This is a genomic window from Candidatus Pelagibacter sp. Uisw_099_02 (assembly GCF_047727625.1).
Classification (GTDB): domain Bacteria; phylum Pseudomonadota; class Alphaproteobacteria; order Pelagibacterales; family Pelagibacteraceae; genus Pelagibacter.
In genome coordinates this window covers 683,732-708,815 of the sequence record NZ_CP159822.1, presented here as the reverse complement: position 1 = coordinate 708,815, position 25,084 = coordinate 683,732, and the positions used below count along the sequence as shown (strand labels likewise).

Genomic DNA, 25,084 nt, shown 5'->3' with positions numbered 1-25,084 from the left:
ATATGTTAAAATTTTTTAATAACATAGACCGTTTTATTCATCGCACATTAGAAGCTATTTGTTCACTCCTTTTGGCTGCGATGGTTGGTTTCACCCTTTATAACGTAATCATGCGATATGTATTTAACAACCCTCCTGTTTGGGGTGATCTGCTAACAGTATTAAGTAATATTTGGTTGATGTTTATAGCACTTTCTCTGACAGCCAGAGATAATGAACACATAGCTTTAAATTTAATTTATGAAAAATTACCAAATAGACTGTCGCTATATATACGCCAGTTCTGGAAACTTATGATTATGGCAATTGGTATAGTCTTGATAATTTATGGATTTGAACTTGTAGAGGGTATGCGTGGAAAGTATTGGGAAATGTGGTATTTTGAAATTAGTTTTCAAGGTATTGAGTTCAAAGAGAATTATATGCCAAAGAAATATGCAGTTGCAATCTTGCCGCTAGCTGGATTTTTGACAACTATTGGTGCTGCTATTAGTTTTGTGAAAAAGGTCTAATTCTTTAAATGTGCCTGCCAAACATGTACTATGCATAGTAAAAATCAATTTGTTAAACAGAACTATTTAGTCTATGAATCGAAATATAACTAAATTAAGATAAATCTTATGAGCTCAGAAAACAGAACTTCAGTACCTAATTCATTAAATGAACATTGGATGCCGTTTACATCTAATAAAGATTTTAAAGCAAACCCTAGATTAATCACAGAGGCTAAAGGGGTTTATTTAAAAACTCACCATGGAAAAACACAAATAGATGCGAGCTCAGGTTTATTTTGTAATCCACTAGGTCATGGAAGAAGAGAAATTACAGAAGCTGTTACAAAACAATTGGAAACTTTAGACTATGCACAACCATTTCAACAAGGTTTTGGTGGTTCGTTTGAACTAGCTACAAAAATTTCAAAGCATACACCAGGTGATTTAAATAAAATGTTTTTTACAATTTGTGGATCTACAGCTGTAGAAACTGCAATTAAAATTGCTGTTGCTTATCATAGAGCAAAAGGGCACGCAGAAAGATTTAGATTTGTTGGGCGTGAGCGTGGTTATCATGGAATGAACATTGGCTGTATTTCAGTTGGAGGAATGGTTAACAACATCAAAACATTTGCAAGTGTTTTAATGCCAGGTGTCCAACACATTAGACACACACATTTACCAGAACATAAATTTGTAAGTGGTCAACCAGAAACTGGAGACTATTTAGCAAATGATTTAGAAACTATTTGTCAAAACTTTGGCGGTGAAAATATAGCTGCTTGTATTGTTGAACCGATTGCTGGATCAACTGGAACATTAGTTCCACCAAAAGGATATTTACAAAAACTAAGAGAGATCTGTGACAAGCATGGAATACTTTTAATTTTTGATGAAGTAATTACAGGGTGGGGAAGAACAGGTTCTAAATTTGGTGCAGATGAATTTGGTGTAACTCCAGATATTATGACAATGGCTAAAGCTACAACAAACGGTGTTGTACCTATGGGTGTTGTTGCATGTAGTGATTATATTTATGATGCAGTAATGGATGCTTCACCAACAGGTGCAGTTGAATTATTTCATGGTTATACTTACTCAGGAATTCCAGTTGCAGTAGCAGCTGCTCTTGCAGTGCAAGAAATTTTTGAAAAAGATGATATTTTTAATAGAGCAAAAAATTTAGCTCCTTATTTCCAAAAGGGATTATTCTCTTTACAAGATTTAGAGTCAGTAGATAATATTAGAGGATATGGAATGATGGGTGGTATTGACATGAAACTAAATACTAAACCAGGTAAAGCTGGTTACGAATGTTTTAAAGCATGTTATGAAGCTGGGGTTAATTTTAAAGCTACAGGAGATTGTTTAATTATAGCTCCTCAATTCATCTGTGAAGAAAAACATATTGATGAAATTGTTGAAAAGTTAAGAACTGGTATTACCAACTATCAAAAAAATCAAAAAAACTAAAAACTTTATTTAATTAAAGTATTTGCAAAAAAGGAAAGTAAGTTATGAAAATAGGCGTACCTAAAGAAATCAAACCCCAAGAAAATCGTATTGGATTAACTCCTAATAGTGTTAAGACTTTAATATCAGAAGGTCATGAAGTTTTAGTTGAAAACAATGGTGGATTTGAAGCTGGTTTTGAAAACGAACAATACACAAGTGTTGGTGCTAAAATAATTGATAAAGCTGAAGATATTTTCAATGATGCAGATATTATTGTTAAAGTAAAAGAGCCTCAATCAGACGAAGTTAAGATGATTAAAGTAAATCAGATCGTCTATACCTATTTACACTTAGCAGCAGCAAAAGAACTAACAGAAGGTTTAATTAAATCTAAAGGTGTTTGCATTGCTTACGAAACAGTCACTGATGATAATGGAAGACTGCCACTTCTTGCACCTATGAGTGCTGTTGCTGGACGTATGTCTGTTCAAGCAGGAGCACATTGTTTAGAAAAAAATCAAAATGGTAGAGGCCTTTTATTAGGTGGGGCTCCAGGAGTTGAAGGTGGAACAGTTGTTATTTTAGGTGGGGGTGTTGTTGGTGAAAATGCAGCAGTGATAGCAACAGGCATGAGAGCTAAAGTCCATATTGTTGATAAGTCTGAAGCAAGATTAAAAAAATTAGTTGAAATGTTTGGAAATAAAATTATTCCAGAACAAAGTGATAAAATTGATTTAAATAAATTAGTGGCAGAAGCTGACCTTTTAATTGGTGGTGTTTTAATTCCTGGTGCTGAAGCTCCAAAACTGATTACTAAATCAATGTTAAAATTAATGAAAAGAGGATCTGTAATAGTTGATGTTGCAATCGATCAAGGTGGCTGTGTTGAAACAAGTAAACCAACAACTCATGGTGATCCAACGTATATAGTTGACGATGTTGTTCATTACTGTGTAGCTAATATGCCAGGCGGAGTTCCAAGAACTTCAACAATAGCCCTAAATAATGCAACGCTTCCTCATCTAGTCAAACTTGCAAACAAAGGGCATGAAAAAGCTTTAAGTGAAGACAAACATTTATTGGCTGGACTAAACGTTCATAAAGGAATGGTTACATATAAAGCAGTAGCTGATGTATTTGGACATGAATTTGTTGCTCCAGAGAAAGCAATAATAAGCTAAGATTATTCATGGACAAAAAACTTCCAACCAATGCAAAAGTTGTTGTGATTGGAGGAGGTGTTGCAGGCTGTTCTGTTGCTTACCACCTTGTAAAATATGGTTGGAAAGATACTGTATTATTAGAAAGAGATCAGCTTACATCGGGTACAACTTGGCATGCAGCAGGTCTTGTTGGTCAATTAGGGGCGTCTTCAACAATTACACGTCTTAGAAAGTATTCATTAAATCTTTATAAAGAATTAGAAAAAAAAACTGGCTTATCGACTGGTTTAAAACAAAATGGGGCAATTACAGTTGCAAGCACACCTCAAAGATTACAAGAATTATTAAGGCAAGCAACAGCAGCACAATTATTTGATGTTAATGTTGAAACAGTTACTAAAGAAAGAATAAAAGAGCTTTACCCAGTAATTAATGACAAGGATATTTTGGGTGGAGTTTATATGCCAGAAGATGGTCAAGCAGATCCAGTAGGAGTTACAAATGTTTTAGCTAAAGCTGCAAAAATGGAAGGTGCTCAAATATTTGAAAAAACACCCGTTGAAAAAATATTAATTAAGGATAAAAAAATTGTTGGTGTACAGACTAAATTTGGTAAAATTGATTGTGAATATGTTGTAATTGCTACTGGGATGTGGTCCAGGCAAATTGGAGAAGATATTGGTGTGAGTATTCCATTATATCCAAATGAACATTTTTATATAATTACAGAACCTTTAGACAAACTACCTAAAAATTTACCAGTGTTAAGGGACTATAATTCATGTCTTTATTTAAAAGAAGATGCAGGGAAAATGTTAGTTGGAATTTTTGAACCAAATGCAAAACCTGCCTTTAAAGATAAAGGAGTGGTTCCAGAAGATTTTTCTTTTGGAGAGTTTCCAGATGATTTTGATCACTTTGAACCTTACCTAGAAAAATCATTTCAAAGATTACCCATGCTAGAAACTGCTGGTATTAGAAAATTTTTTTCAGGACCAGAATCTTTTACACCAGATACTCAGTATCTTTTAGGCGAAACACCAGAAGTTAATAATCTTTTTACATGCTGTGGATTTAATAGCATCGGCATAGCAAGTTCTGGTGGTGCGGGAAGAGTTACTGCTGAATGGATGATTAATGGATACATGAATGAAGATTTATTTTCACTTGATATTAAAAGATTTCAAAAATTTCATTCATCTAAAAAATTTATTATGGAAAGGGTCACAGAAACACTGGGTGATCTTTATGGAATGCACTGGCCTTACAAACAGCATAATACTTCAAGAAATCAAAGATTATTACCTTATCACGAAGAATTAAAAAAAGAGGGAGCATGTTTTGGTGTATCGGGAGAATACGAAAGACCTATGTGGTATGCAATAAATAATGAAAAAGCAGAATATAAATATAGTTTTGATTACCAAAATTGGTATCCATCAGTTGAGTTTGAAACAAAAAATACAGTTGAGAATGTTGGTTTGTATGAACTCTCTCCCTTTTCAAAATATGAAATAAAAGGAGAGCAAGCACACAGTGAATTACAAAGAATATGCACAGCTAACATTAAAGATGAAATAGGTAGATCAACTTACACACAAATGTTGAATGAGGCAGGAGGAATTGAAACAGACTTGACTATTATTTGTATTGATAAAAATCATTTTAGAATAATAAGTTCAGCTGCAACAAGAACTCATGATAAGGCTCATATCATAAAACATTTATCACCCAATTTAGATTTAAAAGATATTACTGATGATCTAGTTTGTTTAGGAGTTTTTGGACCAAAAAGTAGAAATTTAATTTCAAAAATCTCAAAAGATGATTTTTCTAATGATGCATTTAAATTTGGTACAGGAAGATATATTGAAATTGCGTCTAAAAAAGTTTGGGCTCAAAGATTGTCTTATGTTGGAGAATTAGGTTTTGAACTTTATTTGAAAAATGAAGATGCAAAAGAGATTTACCAATTAATAGTAAAGGAAGGTAAAAACCACAATTTATCTCATTGTGGATCTCATGCGATGGATACAATGAGAATGGAAAGTGGATTTTTGCACTGGGGTCATGATATTTCACCAGAAGAAAATCAATATGAAGCAGGTTTGAGTTTTGCAATTAGTTATAAAAAAAATACTAATTTTATTGGAAAAGATAACTTAATAAAGATTAAAGAAAAAACAAAAAATAGAAAACTCATCATGCTCACTTTAAAAGATAGTACTGTAGGGCAACCTTTATTATTGCACGAAGAACCAATTTATTTAGAAAATACAATTATAGGAAGGACTACATCCGGTAATTATTCTTTCAATTATAAAAAAAACTTATCTTTTGGTTATATAAATACAAAATTTTCAAAGGAGGAGTTGTTAGACAAAAATCTATATATAGAGGTTGCTAAAAAAAAATACATAGTAAAAGTACAGCTTAAACCTCTAAAAGATAGTTCAGTTAAATATTTTTAACTTTTTATTGAAGTATATCAAAAGAAATAGTTAAATTGAGATGTGAAAAATGTTAACTCATACAATCAGGATAGTCCTTTAGTAGATCTTACTTATAAAAAATTTTCACAATCTAGAAATATTGTAGATATAAATATTTTACTAAATAGAGTGAGAATTATTGAAAAAAATAAAAAAAATAAAAAAATAATTTTATTATCTCTAGTTTCTGTTGCAATTATTTCTAGTGGTCTGTATTTTTCATTTTAGTTCTAAATAATTTTTATTCTACAATATTTTAAAAATTATCATCACAAGTATTCACCTTACCTAGAATTATATAGTTAGAAATAAATCCTAAAAATCTTATATGATAAATTTTATACTCAAATGATTGAAAATCATTAAGTAATTTTTTTAAATCCTTAACTGATAATAAATTTAAATTATTTTCTTTTGAAAAATATTTTAAACCAATTAAAGAAAGTATTTTTCTATGAAATGATTTGGGCAACCAATGAATTAAAGGAATTTTCGTATGAAAATCTATAGGATGATATCTATTAGGAGTGGTAATAATAAAATATTTTTTAGTCAAATCTACAATATTAGAAATCATTATTTTTTGATTATTAAAATTACCAACATGCTCTATTGTAGCATTTGAAACAACTAAATCAGATTTATATTGATTAATATCACTTTCTAAGAATTTGCTTGTAATTGATTTATTTAATGATTTTAAAAAAAAACTTGAGTCAATTTTTTGATTTGAGATTGATTTAAAAATTTTAATATTTTTTAAATTTTTAATTAAATAATTGCTACTTTCATGTATTTCATCATCTGTCGTTCCGATATCAATAGCATCATAAATATCTTTATCCTCAAAAAAATAATTGATTTTATCAATCATCTCCTTTCTTTTTTTGATAATAGTTTTATCTATTAAATTTGTATGGTTGTGTGAATAAATAGAGTTCAATATTTTTTTAAGTAATTTTTAGTCTATTATTAAATCAATTTTATTAAACAGTAAATTAGAAAAAATTAAAAGCCATCCTTTATCATTTTCAATTATCACTAATTATTAGAAGTATAAGCGATATAGAAAATTTATAGAAACAACTGTTAAAACTATAACTAACAGGTACAATGAAATGTAATCTCGAGGGATCATTATAATCTTTTATATATTTATATTATTCACTGCTAGTTTATTTTTTTATTTATTTTTCTCACACTGAATTGTTGCAAACTCTGTAGTTTTCATTATTTTCTCTGGTTTCATTTTAAATATAATATCTAACTCTTCGTCTGAAAATTTTTTGCTTAGCTTGTCAACTGTACAAGCACAGTAGGTTTTTGCTTCATCAGGCCCAATGTAAACTTTTGAATTACCATAGCAGCCTATATATAACTGTTTCTCATACTCAGGGCTTAATGCTTGAGTTTTTGCACTAATAAAAAAAGTAAATAATATTAATAATCTATATTTTTTGATCATAATCACCAACTTTTCCAGTTGTTTGAAGTAAATCATCAATAAATTCAAAGATCTTTGTCTTTCTTTCGTCAGATGTTGGACTTTCAGTAACAACAACTAAAGAGGGTTTATTAGATGATGCTCTAATTAATCCCCAAGAACCATCTTTAAAAGAAAATCTAACTCCATTAACTGTTAAAATTTCTAAAATTTCTTGATCATCGATTTTAGTTTTAGCGTCTTTAATATCATTAACCTTCTTAATCAAATCATCAACAACTTGATACTTTTCCTCATCTTTACAAAAAGGAGCCATTGTGGGTGTTTGAAAAGTTTTAGGCAGTTCACTTATAATTTCATTCATAGTTTTGTTTTGACTTTCTAATAAATGACAAACATGAATTGCTGAATTAATTCCATCATCATAACCAAAACCTAATGGTCGATTAAAAAAGAAGTGACCACTTTTTTCAAATCCTGCTAAAGCTTTTTCAGTATTGACTTTTCTTTTGATATGAGAATGACCTGTCTTCCAATAAATAGTTTCACAGTTATTATCATTTAACACTTTATCAGTTGCATATAATCCAGTTGATTTTACATCAACAATAAACTTAGAACCTTTATGAGATTTAGATAAATTTCTTGCAATTAATAATCCAATTTTATCTGAAAATATTTCGTCACCTTTGTTATCAATCACACCAACTCTATCTCCATCTCCATCAAAGCCAAAACCAATATCAGCATTATTATCCTTAACAGCCTTTGCAATTGCATGTAACATTTCTAAATCTTCTGGATTTGGATTGTATTTTGGAAAAGTCCAATCAAGATCACAATCTAATTCTATTACCTCACAACCAATACCTCTTAAAATTTCAGGTGCAAATATTCCAGCTGTACCATTACCGCATGCAACAATTGCTTTAATTTTCTTTTTGATTTTATTTTTACTTATTAAATCATTTTTATAAATTTGTTGAAAACCTTCTATTTGTTTCTCACTTCCTTCACCTTTTATGAAATTTTCATTTAAAGTAATTTCTTTTAATTCTTTCATCTCTTCTGGTGCATGAGTTAAACCTTTTTTGATACCCATTTTAACTCCAGTCCAACCATTTTCATTGTGACTTGCAGTAACCATTGCAATTGCATCTGCATCCAAACTAAATTGTGCAAAATAAACAGTAGGAGAAAGGGACAATCCTATGTCTTCAATATTACATCCCGTTGAAATCAATCCTTTTTTAAGAGCAGTTTTTATTTCTTCACTGTAAGATCTATAATCATGACCTACGATTACTCTTGGGTTATTTTTTTTAGTATGTTTTATAATTTGAGTGCCTAAACCTTTGCCTAGATTCTCTATTCCGAGTTGGTTTATGTCCTTCTCATACAACCACCTTGCGTCATACTCTCTGAAGCCATATGGATCTATTTTTAAAATTGTTGTCATTGCTAACCTTTCTTACATTCATTTTATTTTTTTATTGATATTTTTTTTATATGTTCTATAAATGTTCTGTTGAATAATGATTTATATGGTGTATCAATGCTTTCAGCATACAACATATAGTTGTTTTGTAAAAAAAAACTTATAAAATATTAAAATATGAACAAAATACTATCACAGGCACTCAAGAAAGCTGTCTCCGAGTATAGCCCCGATAATAGTGAGCTTTCAAAAAATAAAGGACCAGATTTATTTTCACTTAGTAGTGACACAGAACTTTTTCAAAATGAAAAAGGAATAATCATCAAAATTGACAGAACAAGAGATTCTAAATTAACAGACTTTGGTAAAGCAACTTTAAAAGATAGATACTTAGGTCACAACGAATCTTATCAAGATTTATTTGCACGTGTTGCAAGTTCATATGCAGATAACAATTTACATGCACAAAGAATTTATAACTACATTAGTAATTTATGGTTCATGCCAGCAACTCCAGTTTTATCAAATGGTGGAACTAAAAGAGGTTTACCGATTTCATGTTTTTTAAATGAAGCATCAGATAGCTTAAATGGAATACTTGATTTATGGAGTGAAAATGTTTGGCTAGCCGCTAAAGGTGGTGGGATTGGAAGTTACTGGGGTAACCTTAGATCTATTGGAGAAAAAATTGGTAAAGTCGGGAAGACATCAGGAATAATTCCATTTATTAAAGTTATGGATTCTTTAACAATGGCAATTAGCCAAGGTTCATTAAGAAGAGGGTCAGCTGCTTGTTATCTTCCAATTGATCATCCTGAAATTGAAGAGTTTATTGAAATGAGAAGACCAACGGGTGGTGATCCAAACAGAAAAGCTTTAAACTTACACCATGGTATTTTAGTATCAGATGCATTTATGAGAGCTGTTGAAACAGACGAGCAGTGGGCACTAAAAAGTCCTGCTGATGGAACTGTACAACAAACTATCTCTGCAAGAAATTTATGGATTAGATTGTTAACTGCAAGAATTGAAACGGGTGAACCTTATATTATCTATATCGATACAGTTAACAGACAAATTCCTCAACATCACAAACTTGCTAACTTAACTGTTAAAACTTCTAATCTTTGTAGTGAGATAACTTTACCTACTGGAATAGATAAAAATGGAAGAGATAGAACAGCCGTTTGTTGTTTATCATCTTTAAACTTAGAAAAATATGATGAGTGGAAAGATGATAAAGTTATGATTAATGATGTTATGAGATTTCTAGATAATGTATTAACAGATTTTATTGAAAGAGCTCCAGAACAATTTGATGATGCAAAATATTCTGCTGAAAAAGAAAGAAGTGTTGGTTTAGGTGTTATGGGTTTCCATTCTTATTTACAGCAACACAGTATTCCACTTGAATCTGTTATGAGTAAAGCTTGGAATAAAAAGATATTTAAACATATTCAAGAACACGTTGATCAAGCCTCAAAAGATTTAGCTGATGAAAGAGGAGCCTGTCCAGATGCTGCTGATTATGGCTATAATGAAAGGTTTTCAAATAAGACAGCTATTGCACCAACAGCTTCTATTTCTATTATCTGCGGTGGAGCCTCACCAGGAGTAGAGCCAGTTGCAGCTAACAGCTATACTCACAAAACCCTTTCTGGGTCTTTTAATGTTAGAAATAGATATTTAGTTGAGTTATTAGAAAAAAATGGAAAAAATACAGAAGAAGTTTGGTCTGGTATTACAACAAACCAAGGTTCTGTTTCTCATTTAGATTTTTTAACTGATTTAGAAAAAGATGTTTTTAAAACAGCATTTGAGTTAGATCAAAAATGGATCATAGAATTAAGTGGAGATAGAACACCTTTCATATCTCAAGCTCAATCAATTAACTTATTTGTGCCAGCGGATATTCATAAAAGAGAACTACATAAAATTCATTTTGATGCTTGGAAAAAAGGTTTAAAGAGCCTTTATTACTGCAGATCAAAATCAATTCAACGTGCGGAAAACGTTAATGATACTAAAGCAACTGATGTTACCGCAAATGTTTATAAATCAAAACCACAAACAACTGAACAACCAGAATACGAGGAGTGCCTATCATGTCAGTAGAAAAAATGGATACTAAAATTATTCAACCAGAAAAAAATGAAATAGTTAAACCACAAAAAATGGGATTATTAGTTGAAAACCCAGTTTACAAACCATTTAGATATCCATGGTGTTATGATGCGTGGTTAACACAACAAAGAATTCACTGGTTACCAGAGGAAGTGCCACTTGGTGATGATGTTAGAGATTGGCAAAAAAATTTAACTCAGTCTGAAAAGAATTTATTAACACAAATTTTTAGATTTTTTACTCAAGCTGATGTCGAGGTTCAAAATTGTTATTTAAGACATTATACAACTGTATTCAAGCCAACAGAAGTTTTAATGATGATGACTGCTTTTGCTTCAATGGAAACAGTACATATAGCTGCTTACTCTCATTTACTTGATACTATTGGAATGCCTGAGTCGGAATATTCTGCGTTCATGAAATATAAAGAGATGAAAGATAAATATGACTACATGCAAAATTTTGACATGAGTTCAAAAAAAGATATTGCATTAACTGTAGCTGTATTTAGTGCCTTCACTGAAGGCTTACAATTATTTGCAAGTTTTGCAATCTTACTTAATTTTCCAAGACATAATAAAATGAAAGGGATGGGCCAAATTGTTACTTGGTCAGTAAGAGATGAAACGCTTCATTGTAATTCTATGATTAGATTGTTTAAAGAATTCATTAATGAGAACCCAGAAATATGGAATCCTGAATTAAAAAAAGAACTTTATAAAGCATGTAGAACAATCATAGAGCATGAAGATGCTTTCATTGATTTAGCTTTCGAGATGGGTCCCATGGAAGGTCTTACAGCAAAAGATGTAAAACTTTACATAAGATTTATTGCTAATAGAAGATTATCACAGCTAGGATTAGATCCAATTTATGATGTGGATAAGAATCCTCTAACTTGGCTGGACTCTATGTTGAATGCTGTTGAACATATGAACTTCTTTGAGGGACGTTCAACTGAATACTCTAAAGCATCCACTCAAGGAACTTGGACAGAAGCTTTTAGTTAAGCTAAGTGCAAAAATTTGGTTTAGTTATAATTGGTGCTTATAATGGCCTCCATATAATTGATGATTTAGAGATATATAAAGATACAAATATACTATTAGTCGAACCGGTTCCTCACAATTTAAAAGCTTTAAAAGAAAGAGTTAGCAATTATAGCAATGTTAAAATTGAAGAAGCTGCAATTGGAAACATAAATGAAACTAGAAAATTTTATTTTGTTAAAGAAGAATCAATTACTAAGCTTGGAAAACATTGGGCTGATGCCATAGGATCTTTTAGTAAAAATCATATTTTAGAGCATAAATCTAAAAGATTCCCAATAGAGAATTCCGATATTGAAATAGCCAAGATTGACTGTATTTCAATATCAACTCTTTTTAAAAAATACTCAATATCAAAAATAGATAAATTATTAATTGATGTAGAGGGTGCTGAATACGAAATTTTAGACTCAATTGATTACGAAAAAACAAATATAAAAAAAATTATCTTTGAGTTTAAGCATTTTGATGGAGTATTTAATGATGGAAAAAAATTAGATTTAATTAAAAAAAAGTTACTAGATCATAATTATATAATTAAACAAATCGACCAAGAAAATATTTTAGCTGAAAAAAATTAATTATCTTTGATTTAATTGTATAACTTTTCTATACTTACTACCTTTGTAACTAGCTAAAGGTCTAATTAATTTATTGGCAGCATGTTGCTCCATTATATGAGCTGACCATCCGGTAATTCTTGATATTACAAATATTGGTGTAAAGAAGTCGGTATCAAAACCCATTAAGTGATAAGTTGGTCCTGTAGGATAATCAACATTTGGATAAATATTTTTTTCTTTAATCATCACTTTTTCAACAATGTCGTATATCTTTTCGAATGTCTTATCTTTTTTAATAATTGCTACTCTTTTAAAGTATTCTCTCATTGTAGGAACTCTTGAGTCACCACTTTTATAAACTCTATGACCAAACCCCATTACTACATCTTTATTTTTTAAAGCATTATTAATCCATTTTAATGCATTTTCAGGTTTTTTAATTTTTTTCATCATGTGCATCACTTCTTCATTGGCTCCACCATGAAGAGGTCCTTTTAAACTTGCAATAGCTCCTGTTATTGCCCCATGAATATCAGATAAACTACTTGTAATAGTTCTAGCAGTAAAAGTAGATACGTTAAAACTATGTTCTGCGTATAAAATTAAGGAAACATCAAATGCTTTTACAATTTCTTTATTAGGAACCTTTCCAAAACACATATGAAAAAAATTTTCAGAAAAATTAAGATCTTTCTTTGGTGCTATAATTTTTTTTCCTTTTCTAAGTCTATAAAAAGCTGCCAATGCAGTTGGTGTTTTTGCAAGGATTCTAATTGCTTTTCTTAAATTTGCTTTTGGAGAGTTATTTTTTGTCTCTTTATCCTCAAGACCCATCACACTTACAGCAGTTCTTGCAACATCCATGGGGTGAGATTTTTTAGGTATTTGTTTTAAAATATTTATTATATTTTTTGATAAAGCTATTTCTTTAGATAGTTCTTTCTTAAATTCTTTTAGTTGCTTTTTGTTAGGTAGTTCTTTATTTAAAATTAAATATGCAACCTCTTCAAAATCACATCTAGCACATAGATCTTGAGCCGCATAACCCCTGTAAGTTAGAGAGTTAATTTCAGGCATAACTTTTGAAACCTCAGTTTCATCAACAACTATGCCGAGTAAACCTTTTTTTATATCATCACTCATTATTCATGTCCTTCCGTACTAAAATTATAAATTTTTTCATCTAAAGAGTTATATTTTTCATATTCTACCAATTCATATAATCTTTTTCTAGTTTGCATTTTATCAATAATATTGTTCTGGTGTCCATTTGCAAAAATGTCTTTAAGTCCATCTTCTACACTTTTCATAGCTAATCTTTGTGTAGTTACAGGATAAATTACAATATTATATCCAAAATTTTCTAATTCTTTGTAATTAAAAAGCTTAGATTTTCCAAATTCAGTCATATTAGCTAAAAGATAACAAGATAGTTCTTTTCTGACCTTTTCAAAATCTTTTTCATCATGCAGCGCCTCTGGAAAGATAATTTCAGCACCAGCATCAATGTAAGATTTACATCTATCAATCATTTTATCTATTCCTTCAACCCCTTTGGCGTCAGATCTAGCTATAATTTTAAAATTTTTATCTTTTTTAGCTGCAACACATTCTTTAATTTTCTTAACCATAGCTTCAGTTGAAATTAATTCTTTATTATCTAAGTGCCCACATCTTTTACGCTCTACTTGATCTTCCAAATGAACTGCTGATACTCCAAATTCTTCAAAAGTTTTAATAGTCTCTTCACAAGATTTAAAACCTGTGTCGATATCAACAATTGTCGGTAAGCTTGTAACTCTAGATATTAAATAAGATCTAGTACTAACATCTTGTAGTGTAGTTAAGCCTATATCTGGAAAACCTAAATCATTGGCCATAACCCCACCTGATACGTAAACGGCATCATAACCAATTTCTTCAATTAGTTTTGCAGTTAGCGGATTATAAGCTCCAGGAACTCTTAAAATTTTATTTGATTTTAATTTACTGACAAAGTCAGCTCTTTTTTGACTAGGCTCTTTATCTACAAAATGCACTAAAAAATTCCTTGTTTTATATTTTTCTTTATTTGACTTCTTTTAACCTGGATATTTAATTTATTTAATTCTCCAGCTTTCAAATTTTTAAGATTTTGTACAACTTTCAAGAAACGAGCACTTTCTTTTTTATTTAAAATCCCATCTGTTAAAGTTAAGAACTTATTTATATAATTCTGTCTTTTAAATGGACGTGCTCCATAAGGGTGTGCATCTGCTCTATCTAATTGTTCTATAATTTTTTTGCCTTTACTTAAAGTAACTACAACCTTTGCACCAAATGATTTATTCTTTGGATTAGGATCATGATATTTTTTAGTCCATTTTTTATCTTCAAAAGTAGTAATTGATTTCCAAATTTTTATAGTACTTTTTTTATTAGCTCTTTGTTTTGTATATGATTTAACATGGTGCCAATCAGCATCCTCAAGCGCTACAGCAAAAATATACATGATAGAGTGATCTAGAGTTTCTCTACTTGCATTTGGGTCCATTTTTTGTGGATCATTTGCACCAGTACCAATTACATAATGAGTGTGATGACTTGTGTAAATATCAATTTTTCTAATTTGATTTAAATTTGGAATTTTTTTATTAAGTTTTTTAGCAATATCTATTAGTGCTTGAGATTGATATTCTGCTGAATATTCTTTTGTATAGGTCTCTAGTATCGCTTTCTTAGATTCTTTTTCTTAGGAAGAGGCACATTATATAATGCTTTCTTTCCATCTAATATTCTTGCTATAACACTGTCTTCACCTTCATAAATTGGACTTGGAGCACCTTCACCACGCATCGCTCTATCAACTGCTTCGATTGCAAGTTTACCAGCGTGAGCAGGGGCGTAAGCTTTCCAGCTAGAAATTTCACCTTTTCTAGATTGTCTCGTTGAAACTGTCGTATGTAATGCTTGTTGAACTGCTTGGTAAATTGTTTCGGTATTTAATTTTAACATTGTTCCTAAACCTGCCGCAACACTTGGTCCTAAATGTGCAATGTGATCAATCTTATGTTTATGCAAACAAATTCCTTTAACCAAATTAACCTGAACTTCGTAACCTGTGATAATTCCTCTTAATAAATCTAGTCCACTTTTTTTAGTTTGTTGAGCTACACTTAAAATTGGTGGAATGTTATCTCCTGGGTGACTGTAATCCTCTGCTAAAAAAGTATCATGAAAATCAAGCTCTCTGACAGCTGTCCCATTTGACCAAGCAGCCCACTCACAATCAAATTTTAATTTTGAATCAATTCCAAATAAACTCGCACCATTTTTTCTTGGATGCTTTAAGGCCATTTCTCTTGAAGAGATAACTGCTTTTCTGTTTAAAGAAGCAATAGCAACTGAAGCATTATCAATTATTCTATTAATAACCATCTCAATAGCTGCTTTATCTAATTTTGCATTATCTGAAGCTATTTCAGCAATTTTCCATGCTAATTGATTTTTTTTAGGTAAATTAATTTTTGACGGGTAAACTTTAACTTTATGCGAAATCATTTGGCCTCCTTAATTATGCAAACATATTAATAGTAAGAAAAAAAATTAAATCAATCTTTTAAGTAAGTTGAAACTATTTTTTCAACACCGATAAAGTCTTTTATTAAATGATTATGGTAAATTTCATTAGAATTTTTTTCTGTATACCCATTTTCTAATAAAATAACAGGAACAGAGGCAGCTTTTGCTGCATTTGCATCAGTTTCACTGTCACCAAACATTAGAGATTTTTTTACATCACCACCGATGATTTCAATTATACTTATTATGTGTCTTGGATCAGGTTTACAATAATCAAAAGTATCCGATCCAGCAACGTATTCAAAGTAATCATAAATTCCAATTTTTTTTAAAAGGTCTATTGCTAAGTGTTCTTGTTTGTTAGTACAAACTGCCATTGAAATTTCTTTTTCTTTACACCATTTTAAAAAATCTTTTACACCATTAATAAGTGTGCTTTCTTTAATGATATTTTTTCCATAATAAGCAACAAAGTCCTTAACCATTTCAGCTTTTATTTTTTGGTCATCAATTTTACTAAACTCCTTTTTGGCTTGCCCCCATATAGATCTTCCAATCATTGCACCAGCACCTTGACCTACTAGGTTTCTGATTTCTTCTGTTGATTTAGTGGGAAAACCATATTTTTTCATTACATGATTGTGGGCCCCCATTAAATCAGGCGCCGTATCAACAAGTGTACCATCTAGATCGAATAAAATTGTATAATTTTGAGTCATTAATAAAGTATTTTTAAGAAATAAATTGTGAATTAAGATATCTATACACTTAATATAAAAATATTTCCAGATGAAACAAATAAATTCAAACATCGAACAAGAAAAGCTTCGTAAATTTTTTATAAAGTCTGGTGTAAAGATGATCGGACCTGAAACTATTTTTTTTTCAAAAGATACCAAGATTGGGAAAAACGTTACTATTAATCCATATGTTGTCATTGGAAAAAAAGTTAAAATTGGCAATGATGTAACTATCAATTCATTTTCGCATTTAGAGGATTGTAAAATAAAAAATAAAGTTGAAGTTGGACCTTATGCAAGATTAAGACCAGGTACTACTCTTGAAGAAGGATCAAAAATTGGAAATTTTGTAGAAGTCAAGAAAAGTACAGTTGGAAAAAAATCAAAAGTTAATCATTTATCGTACATTGGTGATAGTGAAATAGGTAAAGGTGTAAATGTAGGAGCTGGCACAATTACCTGTAATTACGATGGCATTAAAAAAAGTAAAACAAAAATTAAAGACAATGTATTTATAGGTTCTAATTCTTCATTAGTTGCACCTATCACTCTTGAAGAAAATAGTATTGTTGGAGCTGGTTCAGTGATCACAAAAAATGTTAAAAAAAATTCGTTGGCTTTAACCAGAGCCCTACAAATCGAAATAAAAAATTACAAAAGAAGACATAAATAATATGTGTGGAATTATAGGAATAGTGAGCAATAAATCAGTATCATCTGCCATTATCAACTCTCTTAAAAAGTTAGAGTATAGGGGTTACGACTTTTCAGGTATTGCAACTTTATCAGATGGTATATTAAATGAAGCTAAATCTGAAGGTAGAGTTGATATTTTAGAAAAAAATCTTGTAGTTAAAAATATGTCAGGTCCAATTGGAATTGGACATGTTAGATGGGCAACCCATGGAATTCCAAATACTATTAATGCACATCCACATTCATCAGAAAGTGTATCTGTAGTACATAATGGTATTATTGAAAATTCTACTATTTTAAAAAAATATTTAATCAACAAAGGCCATGTATTTAAATCTCAGACAGATACAGAGGTAATTGTTCATTTAATAACAGAATATTTAAAAGAACTTAATTTAAAGGATGCAATTATTAAAACTCTAAAACAGCTTCATGGAAGCTTTGCTTTAGGAATAATTTTTAAAGATCAGCCTGATCTTATAGTGGGTGCAAGAAGAGGATCTCCACTTGCAGTTGGTTATGGTCCTAACGAAAACTATTTAGGATCAGATTCTTATGCTTTAAAATCTATGACTAATAAAATTTCCTATTTGAATGATGGGGAATTTTGCATCATTAAAAAAGACCAAGTTGAGTTTTTTGATGAAGAAGGCTTAAAAGTTAATAAAAAAGTTTTACAATTATCTTCAAAAGAGCAGGATTATGAAAAAGGAGATTTTAAACACTTTATGGCTAAAGAAATCGAAGAACAGCCAACAACATTGAAGAACTGTATAAATGAGTATGTCGATAAAATTAACAACGACATCAATATTTATAATTTTCCGTGGGATATAAAAGAAATTTCTTCAGTTACTTTAATTGGCTGTGGAACAGCTTACCATTCTTGCTTAATGGCAAAATATTGGTTTGAAGAAAATACTACACTAGATGTAACAATTGATGTTGCATCTGAGTTCAGATATCGAAAAAATAGATTTAAAAATGATAATTTATATGTTTTTGTTTCTCAGTCTGGCGAAACAGCTGACACTTATGCAGCCCTAGATTTATGTAATAAAAATAATATGAAAACTTGCAGTGTGGTTAATGTTATAGAAAGTTCTATTGCAAGAGACTCTAAATTTGTTTTACCAATTCATTGTGGACCAGAAATTGGTGTAGCTTCTACAAAAGCTTTTATGGGTCAAATGCTAGTTCTTTATATCCTAGTGCTGAAATTAGGAATTTTGAGAAATAATTTAGGTAAAAATATATATTTAAATAAAATTAAGGACTTAAAAACATTACCCAAGTTAGTTGAACAAACCTTGCTTACAGAAAGTAAAATCCAAACAGTCTCTAGTTCATTTATAGATGTAAAAGGTTCGATGTTTTTAGGAAGAGGTTTTTCTTATCCAATTGCTTTAGAGGGGGCGTTAAAATTAAAAGAATTAGCATATGTGCATGCTGAAGGTTACCCTGCAGGTGAAATGAAGCATGGTCCTTTAGCATTAATTGAAGATGGAATGCCTGTAGTAGTTTTAGCTCCAAGGGATAGCTATTACACAAAAACAATTTCAAATATGCAGGAAGTAATAGCAAGAGGTGCAAAAGTTTTACTTATTACCAACAAAAGTAAGGATGAGGTTGTATCTGAGAATATATGGGAAACCATTGAGGTTGAAAATACCAATGATGATTTGCTACCATTTTTATTAACAGTTCCTTTGCAAAAACTAGCTTATTATTCAGCTCTTAAAAAAGGATACGATATTGATAAGCCTAGAAATTTAGCTAAATCTGTTACTGTTGAATAAATAGTTAAGTCTGCTAGAACACTTCTAGGTTGAATATGAAAAATTGGAAAATAAATAGTTGGAGAAATTATCCTGTAAAACACATTCCAGAATATCCGGATCAAAAAGATTTAGATGTTGTTTTAAATAAAATTAAAGATTTTCCACCATTAGTTTTTGCTGGTGAAACAAGACATTTAAAAGAGCAGCTTGCTGATGTTGTTGATGGAAAAGCTTTTTTATTGCAAGGTGGAGACTGTGCAGAAAGTTTTGCAGAATTTCATCCTGATAATATTAGGGATACATTTAAACTAATACTTCAAATGTCGCTTGTGCTTACTTATTCTGCCTCTTTACCAGTTATTAAACTTGGAAGAATTGCTGGCCAATTTTCTAAACCAAGAAGTTCTCCTGTTGAAAATATTAATGGCGTTGAACTACCTAGCTACCTAGGAGATAATATTAATGGAATGGAATTTAATGAAAAGTCAAGAGTTCCTGACCCTAAGAGACTATTTAAAGCTTATTCTCAGTCAGCATCTACACTTAATCTTATAAGAGCATTTTCTCATGGAGGTTTTGCTGACCTTAAAAAAGTACATACTTGGAATTTAGGTTTTATTAAAAATTCTCCTGCAGCTAAAAAATTTAAAGATTTAGAAGATAGAATAGCAGATGCTCTAGCATTTATGGATGCATGTGGAATTAACTCAGATTTTAATAGAAGATTAAAAACGGTAAACTTTTGGACCTCACATGAAGCTTTACTACTTCCTTTTGAACAAGCTATGACGAGAGTAGATTCAACAACTGGAGAGTATCATGATACTTCAGCCCACTTTGTCTGGATAGGTGATAGAACTAGACAATTAGATGGTGGACATGTTGAGTTTTGTAGGGGAATTGAAAACCCTATTGGAATAAAATGTGGTCCAACATTAAAAGCAGAAGATTTAATAAACCTTTGTAATAAAATTAATCCAAAAAATGAAAAAGGTAAAATAACTTTAATTTCTAGATTTGGTCATGAAAATGTTTCTAAATTCTTACCAAAATTAATTAAAGCAATTAAAAAAGAAGGTTTAAATGTAATATGGTCATGCGATCCTTGTCATGGAAATACAATTAAAGCTTCAACTGGATTTAAAACTAGACCATTTAATAGTGTTGTCAAAGAAGTAAAAAATGTTTTTGAATGTCACCAAAGTGAAGGAAGTTATGCAGGTGGACTGCACATTGAAATGACAGGTCAAGATGTTACAGAATGTACTGGTGGTGCTCAAAAAATATCTGACCAAGATTTGTCTAGCAGATATCATACTCATTGTGACCCAAGATTGAATGCTAATCAAGCATTAGAACTAGCCTTTTTAATTTCTGATGAGATTAAAAAAAATGCAGCATACTCTAAAAAAAATATTAAAGCGGCATCTTAAACGATTGTATTAAATACAATTTCGTTTAAATTTTAGATTATGAAACCTTTAGAAAAATCACAATTTATAAGCAATTGGATTAAAGACTATGCAGAAAAGATGCCAAATAAGGCTCAATCTTTAGTTATTGGAATTTCAGGTGGTATAGATTCCTCTGTATCAAGCACATTATGTGCAATGACAGGTATAAAAACAATTGTTTTATCAATGCCAATCAAACAAAAATCATCACAACATGATTTAAGTTTAAAACACCAAGAATGGCTTACTAATAATTTTAATAATGTTGAGGCACACACACTAAATTTGGATAATCTATTTGAAGCGTTTAAAGGCACTTTGTCTAATTTTGATGACGAACATGGAATGGCAAATTCCAGAGCACGAATTAGAATGACTACCCTATATCAAGTAGCAGCCGTAAATAAAGGAATTGTGGTTGGTACAGGAAATAAAGTTGAGGATTTTGGAGTGGGATTTTATACAAAATATGGAGATGGTGGAGTAGATATTTCTCCTATTGCAGATTGTAATAAATCGGTAGTATGGGAAATAGGTAAATCCCTTAATATACTAAAAGAAATAATTGAAGCAGCTCCTACAGATGGATTATGGGATGACGGCAGAACTGACGAAAGTCAATTAGGCCTTAAATATGCAGAATTAGAGGAAGCAATGAATAACGTTAACTCAATAAATCGTGAGAAATACGAAAAAATAAGAAAGATGAACCTACATAAAATGGAACCAATTCCAGTTTGCAAGATTCCCAACTAATCTTATAGATTCCCAAAACTATAATTAAAGTATAATTCTAAGATAATGAACAAGGATATTTATTTAACAAACAATTTAAGTAACAAAAAAGAAAAATTTGTTCCATTGGATAAAGAAAACATAGGCATGTACGTTTGTGGCCCCACTGTTTATGACAATCCTCATATTGGTAACGCAAGACCTCTTGTTATTTTTGATATCTTGTACAAAGTTTTAAAATCAAAATATGGAAATGACAAAATATGTTATGTGAGAAATATTACCGATGTTGATGATAAAATTATTAAGTCATCAAAAGAGAAAAATATTACAATATCCGAATTAACCAATAATATTATTAAAGATTTTAATGATGATTGTAATTATTTAAATTTAGACAATCCAACGCAACAACCTAAAGCAACAGAACATATTGATCTTATGATTGAAATGATATCGTCTTTAATAAAAAAGGATTTTGCTTATGAAGTAAATAATCATGTTTATTTTGAAGTCAGTAAATTTGAGGATTATGGAAAACTGTCGAATAAAAAATTAGAAGATTTAATTGCAGGATCTAGAGTTGAAGTTTCAGAAAATAAAAAAAAATCAGAAGATTTTGTTTTATGGAAGCCATCTAAAAATGATGAACCATCCTGGGGTTCGCCTTGGGGAAAAGGAAGACCTGGTTGGCATTTAGAATGCTCTGCTATGTCTAAGAAATATTTAGGAGATGTATTTGATATTCATGGAGGTGGAATTGATTTGATTTTTCCTCATCATGAAAATGAAATCGCACAATCAAGATGTACTAATGATACTAAAGTTTTTGCTAATTATTGGATCCATAACGCATTTATCACTATGTCTAATGAAAAAATGGCTAAATCAACTGGCAACATATTAAAGATTAAAGATTTCAAAGAAAAGATTGATGGACAAGTTTTAAAACTTGCTTTAATGAGTGCCCATTATAAGCAGCCACTAGACTGGAATGAAAAGCTGTTAGAGGACTGCAAAAATACTATTGATAAATGGTATGAAGTTTCTTTACCTGTGAATGATAAAACAGTTTTAGATGAAGATATTTTATCTCCGTTATATGATGATTTGAATACACCAGGCTATATAGCAAATCTCCACCAACTTTATGACAAAGCTCAAAAGGGAAGTGATAATGATAAAGACTTATTTGTTTCTGCTTGTAATTTTGTAGGTATTTTAAATAAAACAAAAGAAGAGTGGATTGAATTTAAAAAGAAAAAATCATCTATTGATGAAGAGGATATTTTAGAAATGATTGCACTTCGAAATAAAGCAAGAGAAGACAAGAAATATAAAGAGGCTGATATTATTAGAGATAAGCTTTTAGATAAAGGTGTTTTAATAGAAGATAAAGATGGTAAAACAATTTGGAAACTTAAATGAACAAAGAGCGACTATACATATTTGATACCACATTAAGAGATGGTGCACAAACTCAAGGTGTAGATTTCTCAGTAGATGATAAGTTAAAAATTGCCTCTGCTTTAGATAACTTAGGTGTTGATTATATTGAAGGTGGCTGGCCTGGAGCAAATCCTACTGATACTGAATTCTTTCAAAAAAAACATGCATTTATAAATGCAAAATTAACGTCCTTTGGCATGACCAAAAAAACTGGTCGTAGTGCTGACAATGACCCTGGTTTATCAGCTTTATTGAATGCAAATACACCTGCAGTTTGCTTGGTTGGTAAATCTTGGGATTTTCACGTTGATATTGCGCTAGGTATATCCAATGCAGAAAACTTAGAAAATATAACGGAGAGCACTAAACACTTTGTTAAAGAAAAAAAAGAATTTATGTTTGATGCGGAACACTTTTTTGATGGATATAAAGCAAATTCTAAATATGCGATATCTTGCCTTAAGTCGGCATTCGATGAGGGCGCTAGATGGATTGTATTATGTGATACCAATGGTGGGACACTTCCTCATGAAATTACTAAAATTGTATTAGAAGTTGCTAAAGTTATACCTGGTAAAAATTTAGGAATACATGCTCATAATGATACAGGTAATGCTGTAGCTAATTCATTAGCAGCAGTTTGGGCAGGTGTAAGACAAGTTCAAGGAACTATAAATGGTTTAGGTGAAAGATGTGGAAATGCAAATTTAATGAGCTTAATTCCTACCTTTTTTTTAAAAAAAGATTTTGCTTCTAAATTTGAATTACAAATTAAGCCTGAAAATATTAAAAATTTAACAGAGTGCTCTAGACTATTAGATGAGATATTGAATAGAAAATCAAATAAACATTTACCCTATGTAGGTGCTGCAGCATTTTCTCACAAAGGAGGTTTACACGTTTCTGCTGTTCAAAAAGATCCAAAGACTTATGAGCATATAAACCCAGAAGAAGTTGGAAATTCTAGAAACATCGTAGTATCAGATCAATCAGGTAAATCAAATATCATTTCAAGATTAAAAACTATTGGAATTGAAATAGAAGAAAATGATCCTAAAATTAAAAAACTTTTAGATGAGGTAAAAGATCGAGAATTTATTGGTTACAGTTATGATGGTGCTGATGCTTCTTTTGAATTATTAGCTAGAAGAATTATAAGTGAGATACCAAGATATATATTAATTCAAGAATATGACGTATCTGTTAAAAAAGATTCATTCGGAAAAATAATTTCATCAGCAAAAGCTCAATTAGAGGTAGATGGTGAAAAAATAATCTGTGAAGGTGAGGGAAATGGACCAGTTAACGCATTAGATAACGCTATTAGACAAAATGTAGATAAGCTTAATAAGTATTCAAAATACTTAAAAGATCTTAAGTTAGTTGACTATAAGGTTAGAATTTTAAATACTGGCACAGGAGCCATCACCCGAGTTTCAATAGAAAGTACAGACTCAAAAGGTAAAAATTGGTTTACAATAGGTGTTTCAGCAAACATTATAGATGCATCTTTTAGAGCATTGGTAGACAGTCTAGACTATAAATTATTTAAGGATAAAGCACCTGCAAGCAAGTAAATATGAAGACTAAAAAATATTCTACAGCTCCTTTGGATGCTAAAGACAGAATAAATGTTAAACCTATTGTGTGTTACCCAATAGATGACTTAAAAGAAACCAATTTACCAATATTACACAGCGCTAGAAATAGCTTAAAAAACATTGGTGAAATTATAATACCACCAAGAGACGCAAAAACTTTTGAAGTAAAAAAAGGTCAATTTTTTAGAATTGAAAGTATTGAAGGACCTCAAGTGGGTGATTTAAATATTTTTCAAGCAGATAACTTAGAAGAGAAATTTTACTCTGGTAAGACTAGAGCTCTTTATGGAACACATCTTTCGACAGGAGATAGAATGTTAAGTAATTTTCCATACTTAAGGTCTTTAGCCACAATTACTTGGGACACTTTAGATTGGTATGGATATGATAAAGATGGAGGATCTGTTCATGATGTTATAGGAACTCGTTGTGACCCATATACATCTAAATTACTTTCAGATGAAAATTATCATTATTGTTGTCATTCAAATCTAACAAGAGCTTTAGTTAATGAAAAAGGAATCAAGTTAGGTGAGGCTGAAAAATTAGTTCATGATGTTTTAAATGTTTTTATGTGTACAGGTTTTACAAATGATACTAAGCAGTATTTTATGAAGTCAAGTCCAGTAAGACCAGGTGATTATTTAGAATTTTTTGCTGAAACAGATTTACTTGGTGTTTTATCGACTTGCCCTGGTGGTGATTGTGGATCAGAACATTCTTCAGATAATGCTAAATGTTATCCATTAAAAGTTTCAATGTGGTCTGTAGAAAAAGCTTTACTCAAAGGTTTAATTAATTCAAAAACATCTGACTATAACAGAAATCATGGATTAGATTAATTT

The 25,084-nt window shown here is 30.6% G+C and carries 21 protein-coding genes and 1 pseudogene; 15 read left to right on the top strand and 7 right to left on the bottom strand.

What is annotated here, in order from left to right; translation table 11 throughout:
- Positions 1 to 2 precede the first annotated feature (2 nt).
- The 5 genes from ABXT47_RS03900 to ABXT47_RS03880 all read left to right on the top strand — a co-directional run bounded on the left by ABXT47_RS03900 (position 3) and on the right by ABXT47_RS03880 (position 5,832).
- Positions 3 to 512, top strand: a complete 510-nt coding sequence (locus ABXT47_RS03900; protein WP_415307833.1) for a TRAP transporter small permease — start codon at positions 3 to 5, stop codon at positions 510 to 512.
- 108 nt (positions 513 to 620) lie between these two features.
- Positions 621 to 1,967, top strand: coding sequence for an aspartate aminotransferase family protein (locus ABXT47_RS03895; protein WP_415307832.1), 1,347 nt, complete (start codon positions 621 to 623; stop codon positions 1,965 to 1,967).
- 44 nt (positions 1,968 to 2,011) lie between these two features.
- Complete coding sequence (gene ald, locus ABXT47_RS03890) at positions 2,012 to 3,130, top strand: alanine dehydrogenase (RefSeq protein ID WP_415307831.1); 1,119 nt, start codon at positions 2,012 to 2,014, stop codon at positions 3,128 to 3,130.
- 8 nt (positions 3,131 to 3,138) lie between these two features.
- Entirely contained in the window at positions 3,139 to 5,583 is a 2,445-nt protein-coding gene (locus ABXT47_RS03885) for a GcvT family protein (RefSeq protein ID WP_415307830.1), read from the top strand.
- Between the two features lie 42 nt (positions 5,584 to 5,625).
- Positions 5,626 to 5,832, top strand: a complete 207-nt coding sequence (locus ABXT47_RS03880) for a hypothetical protein (RefSeq protein WP_415307829.1) — start codon at positions 5,626 to 5,628, stop codon at positions 5,830 to 5,832.
- A gap of 28 nt (positions 5,833 to 5,860) precedes the next feature.
- Here the strand turns inward: ABXT47_RS03880 and ABXT47_RS03875 are convergent, their stop codons facing one another.
- The 3 genes from ABXT47_RS03875 to ABXT47_RS03865 form a co-directional block, all read right to left on the bottom strand.
- Positions 5,861 to 6,478 carry a hypothetical protein gene (locus tag ABXT47_RS03875; RefSeq protein WP_415307828.1) on the bottom strand — a complete coding sequence of 206 codons (618 nt, stop codon included), beginning with the start codon at positions 6,476 to 6,478 and terminating at the stop codon, positions 5,861 to 5,863.
- Between the two features lie 309 nt (positions 6,479 to 6,787).
- A complete protein-coding gene (locus ABXT47_RS03870; RefSeq protein WP_415307827.1) occupies positions 6,788 to 7,069 on the bottom strand; it encodes a hypothetical protein in 282 nt (93 codons plus the stop codon).
- Positions 7,053 to 8,507, bottom strand: coding sequence for a phosphomannomutase/phosphoglucomutase (locus ABXT47_RS03865; protein ID WP_415307826.1), 1,455 nt, complete (start codon positions 8,505 to 8,507; stop codon positions 7,053 to 7,055). The genes ABXT47_RS03870 and ABXT47_RS03865 overlap by 17 nt, the downstream gene beginning before the upstream one ends.
- A gap of 156 nt (positions 8,508 to 8,663) precedes the next feature.
- Here ABXT47_RS03865 and ABXT47_RS03860 point away from each other — a divergent pair, with 156 nt between their 5' ends.
- Genes ABXT47_RS03860 through ABXT47_RS03850 form a run of 3 tightly spaced genes read left to right on the top strand, consistent with a single transcriptional unit; the run spans position 8,664 to position 12,240 of the window.
- A complete protein-coding gene (locus ABXT47_RS03860; RefSeq protein ID WP_415307825.1) occupies positions 8,664 to 10,601 on the top strand; it encodes a ribonucleoside-diphosphate reductase subunit alpha in 1,938 nt (645 codons plus the stop codon).
- The gene (locus tag ABXT47_RS03855) at positions 10,592 to 11,620 is read left to right on the top strand and encodes a ribonucleotide-diphosphate reductase subunit beta (RefSeq protein WP_415307824.1); all 1,029 of its coding nucleotides are present in this window, start codon (positions 10,592 to 10,594) and stop codon (positions 11,618 to 11,620) included. Before ABXT47_RS03860 ends, ABXT47_RS03855 begins: the two co-directional genes overlap by 10 nt.
- A gap of 5 nt (positions 11,621 to 11,625) precedes the next feature.
- Entirely contained in the window at positions 11,626 to 12,240 is a 615-nt protein-coding gene (locus ABXT47_RS03850) for an FkbM family methyltransferase (RefSeq protein WP_415307823.1), read from the top strand.
- Here ABXT47_RS03850 and ABXT47_RS03845 read toward each other — a convergent pair whose 3' ends face one another.
- From ABXT47_RS03845 to ABXT47_RS03830, 4 genes and pseudogenes are all read right to left on the bottom strand, one after another.
- Positions 12,241 to 13,365, bottom strand: a complete 1,125-nt coding sequence (locus ABXT47_RS03845) for a bifunctional 2-methylcitrate synthase/citrate synthase (RefSeq protein WP_415307822.1) — start codon at positions 13,363 to 13,365, stop codon at positions 12,241 to 12,243.
- Positions 13,365 to 14,261: a methylisocitrate lyase gene (gene prpB, locus ABXT47_RS03840; protein WP_415307821.1), complete on the bottom strand. Its 897-nt coding sequence runs from the start codon at positions 14,259 to 14,261 to the stop codon at positions 13,365 to 13,367. Before prpB ends, ABXT47_RS03845 begins: the two co-directional genes overlap by 1 nt.
- A pseudogene (locus ABXT47_RS03835) lies at positions 14,261 to 15,762 on the bottom strand (MmgE/PrpD family protein). Before ABXT47_RS03835 ends, prpB begins: the two are co-directional and overlap by 1 nt.
- Before the next feature lie 50 nt (positions 15,763 to 15,812).
- Positions 15,813 to 16,502, bottom strand: coding sequence for an HAD-IA family hydrolase (locus tag ABXT47_RS03830; protein WP_415307820.1), 690 nt, complete (start codon positions 16,500 to 16,502; stop codon positions 15,813 to 15,815).
- A gap of 70 nt (positions 16,503 to 16,572) precedes the next feature.
- On the opposite strand from ABXT47_RS03830, the gene ABXT47_RS03825 reads away from it, so the two are divergent.
- The 7 genes from ABXT47_RS03825 to ABXT47_RS03795 are packed head-to-tail and all read left to right on the top strand — an operon-like array spanning position 16,573 to position 25,081.
- On the top strand, positions 16,573 to 17,196 hold the full coding sequence (locus ABXT47_RS03825; RefSeq protein WP_415307819.1) for a DapH/DapD/GlmU-related protein: 624 nt from the start codon (positions 16,573 to 16,575) through the stop codon (positions 17,194 to 17,196).
- 1 nt (position 17,197) lies between these two features.
- On the top strand, positions 17,198 to 19,018 hold the full coding sequence (gene glmS / locus ABXT47_RS03820) for a glutamine--fructose-6-phosphate transaminase (isomerizing) (protein WP_415307818.1): 1,821 nt from the start codon (positions 17,198 to 17,200) through the stop codon (positions 19,016 to 19,018).
- 35 nt (positions 19,019 to 19,053) lie between these two features.
- Positions 19,054 to 20,433: a class II 3-deoxy-7-phosphoheptulonate synthase gene (locus ABXT47_RS03815; RefSeq protein ID WP_415307817.1), complete on the top strand. Its 1,380-nt coding sequence runs from the start codon at positions 19,054 to 19,056 to the stop codon at positions 20,431 to 20,433.
- A gap of 39 nt (positions 20,434 to 20,472) precedes the next feature.
- Positions 20,473 to 21,210 (top strand): NAD(+) synthase, encoded by a 738-nt coding sequence (nadE, locus tag ABXT47_RS03810; protein ID WP_415307816.1) that lies wholly within the window; start codon positions 20,473 to 20,475, stop codon positions 21,208 to 21,210.
- Between the two features lie 45 nt (positions 21,211 to 21,255).
- Positions 21,256 to 22,617, top strand: coding sequence for a cysteine--tRNA ligase (gene cysS, locus ABXT47_RS03805; RefSeq protein WP_415307815.1), 1,362 nt, complete (start codon positions 21,256 to 21,258; stop codon positions 22,615 to 22,617).
- Positions 22,614 to 24,215, top strand: a complete 1,602-nt coding sequence (cimA, locus tag ABXT47_RS03800; RefSeq protein WP_415307814.1) for a citramalate synthase — start codon at positions 22,614 to 22,616, stop codon at positions 24,213 to 24,215. The genes cysS and cimA overlap by 4 nt, the downstream gene beginning before the upstream one ends.
- A 2-nt stretch (positions 24,216 to 24,217) precedes the next feature.
- Positions 24,218 to 25,081: an urea carboxylase-associated family protein gene (locus ABXT47_RS03795; protein WP_415307813.1), complete on the top strand. Its 864-nt coding sequence runs from the start codon at positions 24,218 to 24,220 to the stop codon at positions 25,079 to 25,081.
- Positions 25,082 to 25,084: the final 3 nt, after the last annotated feature.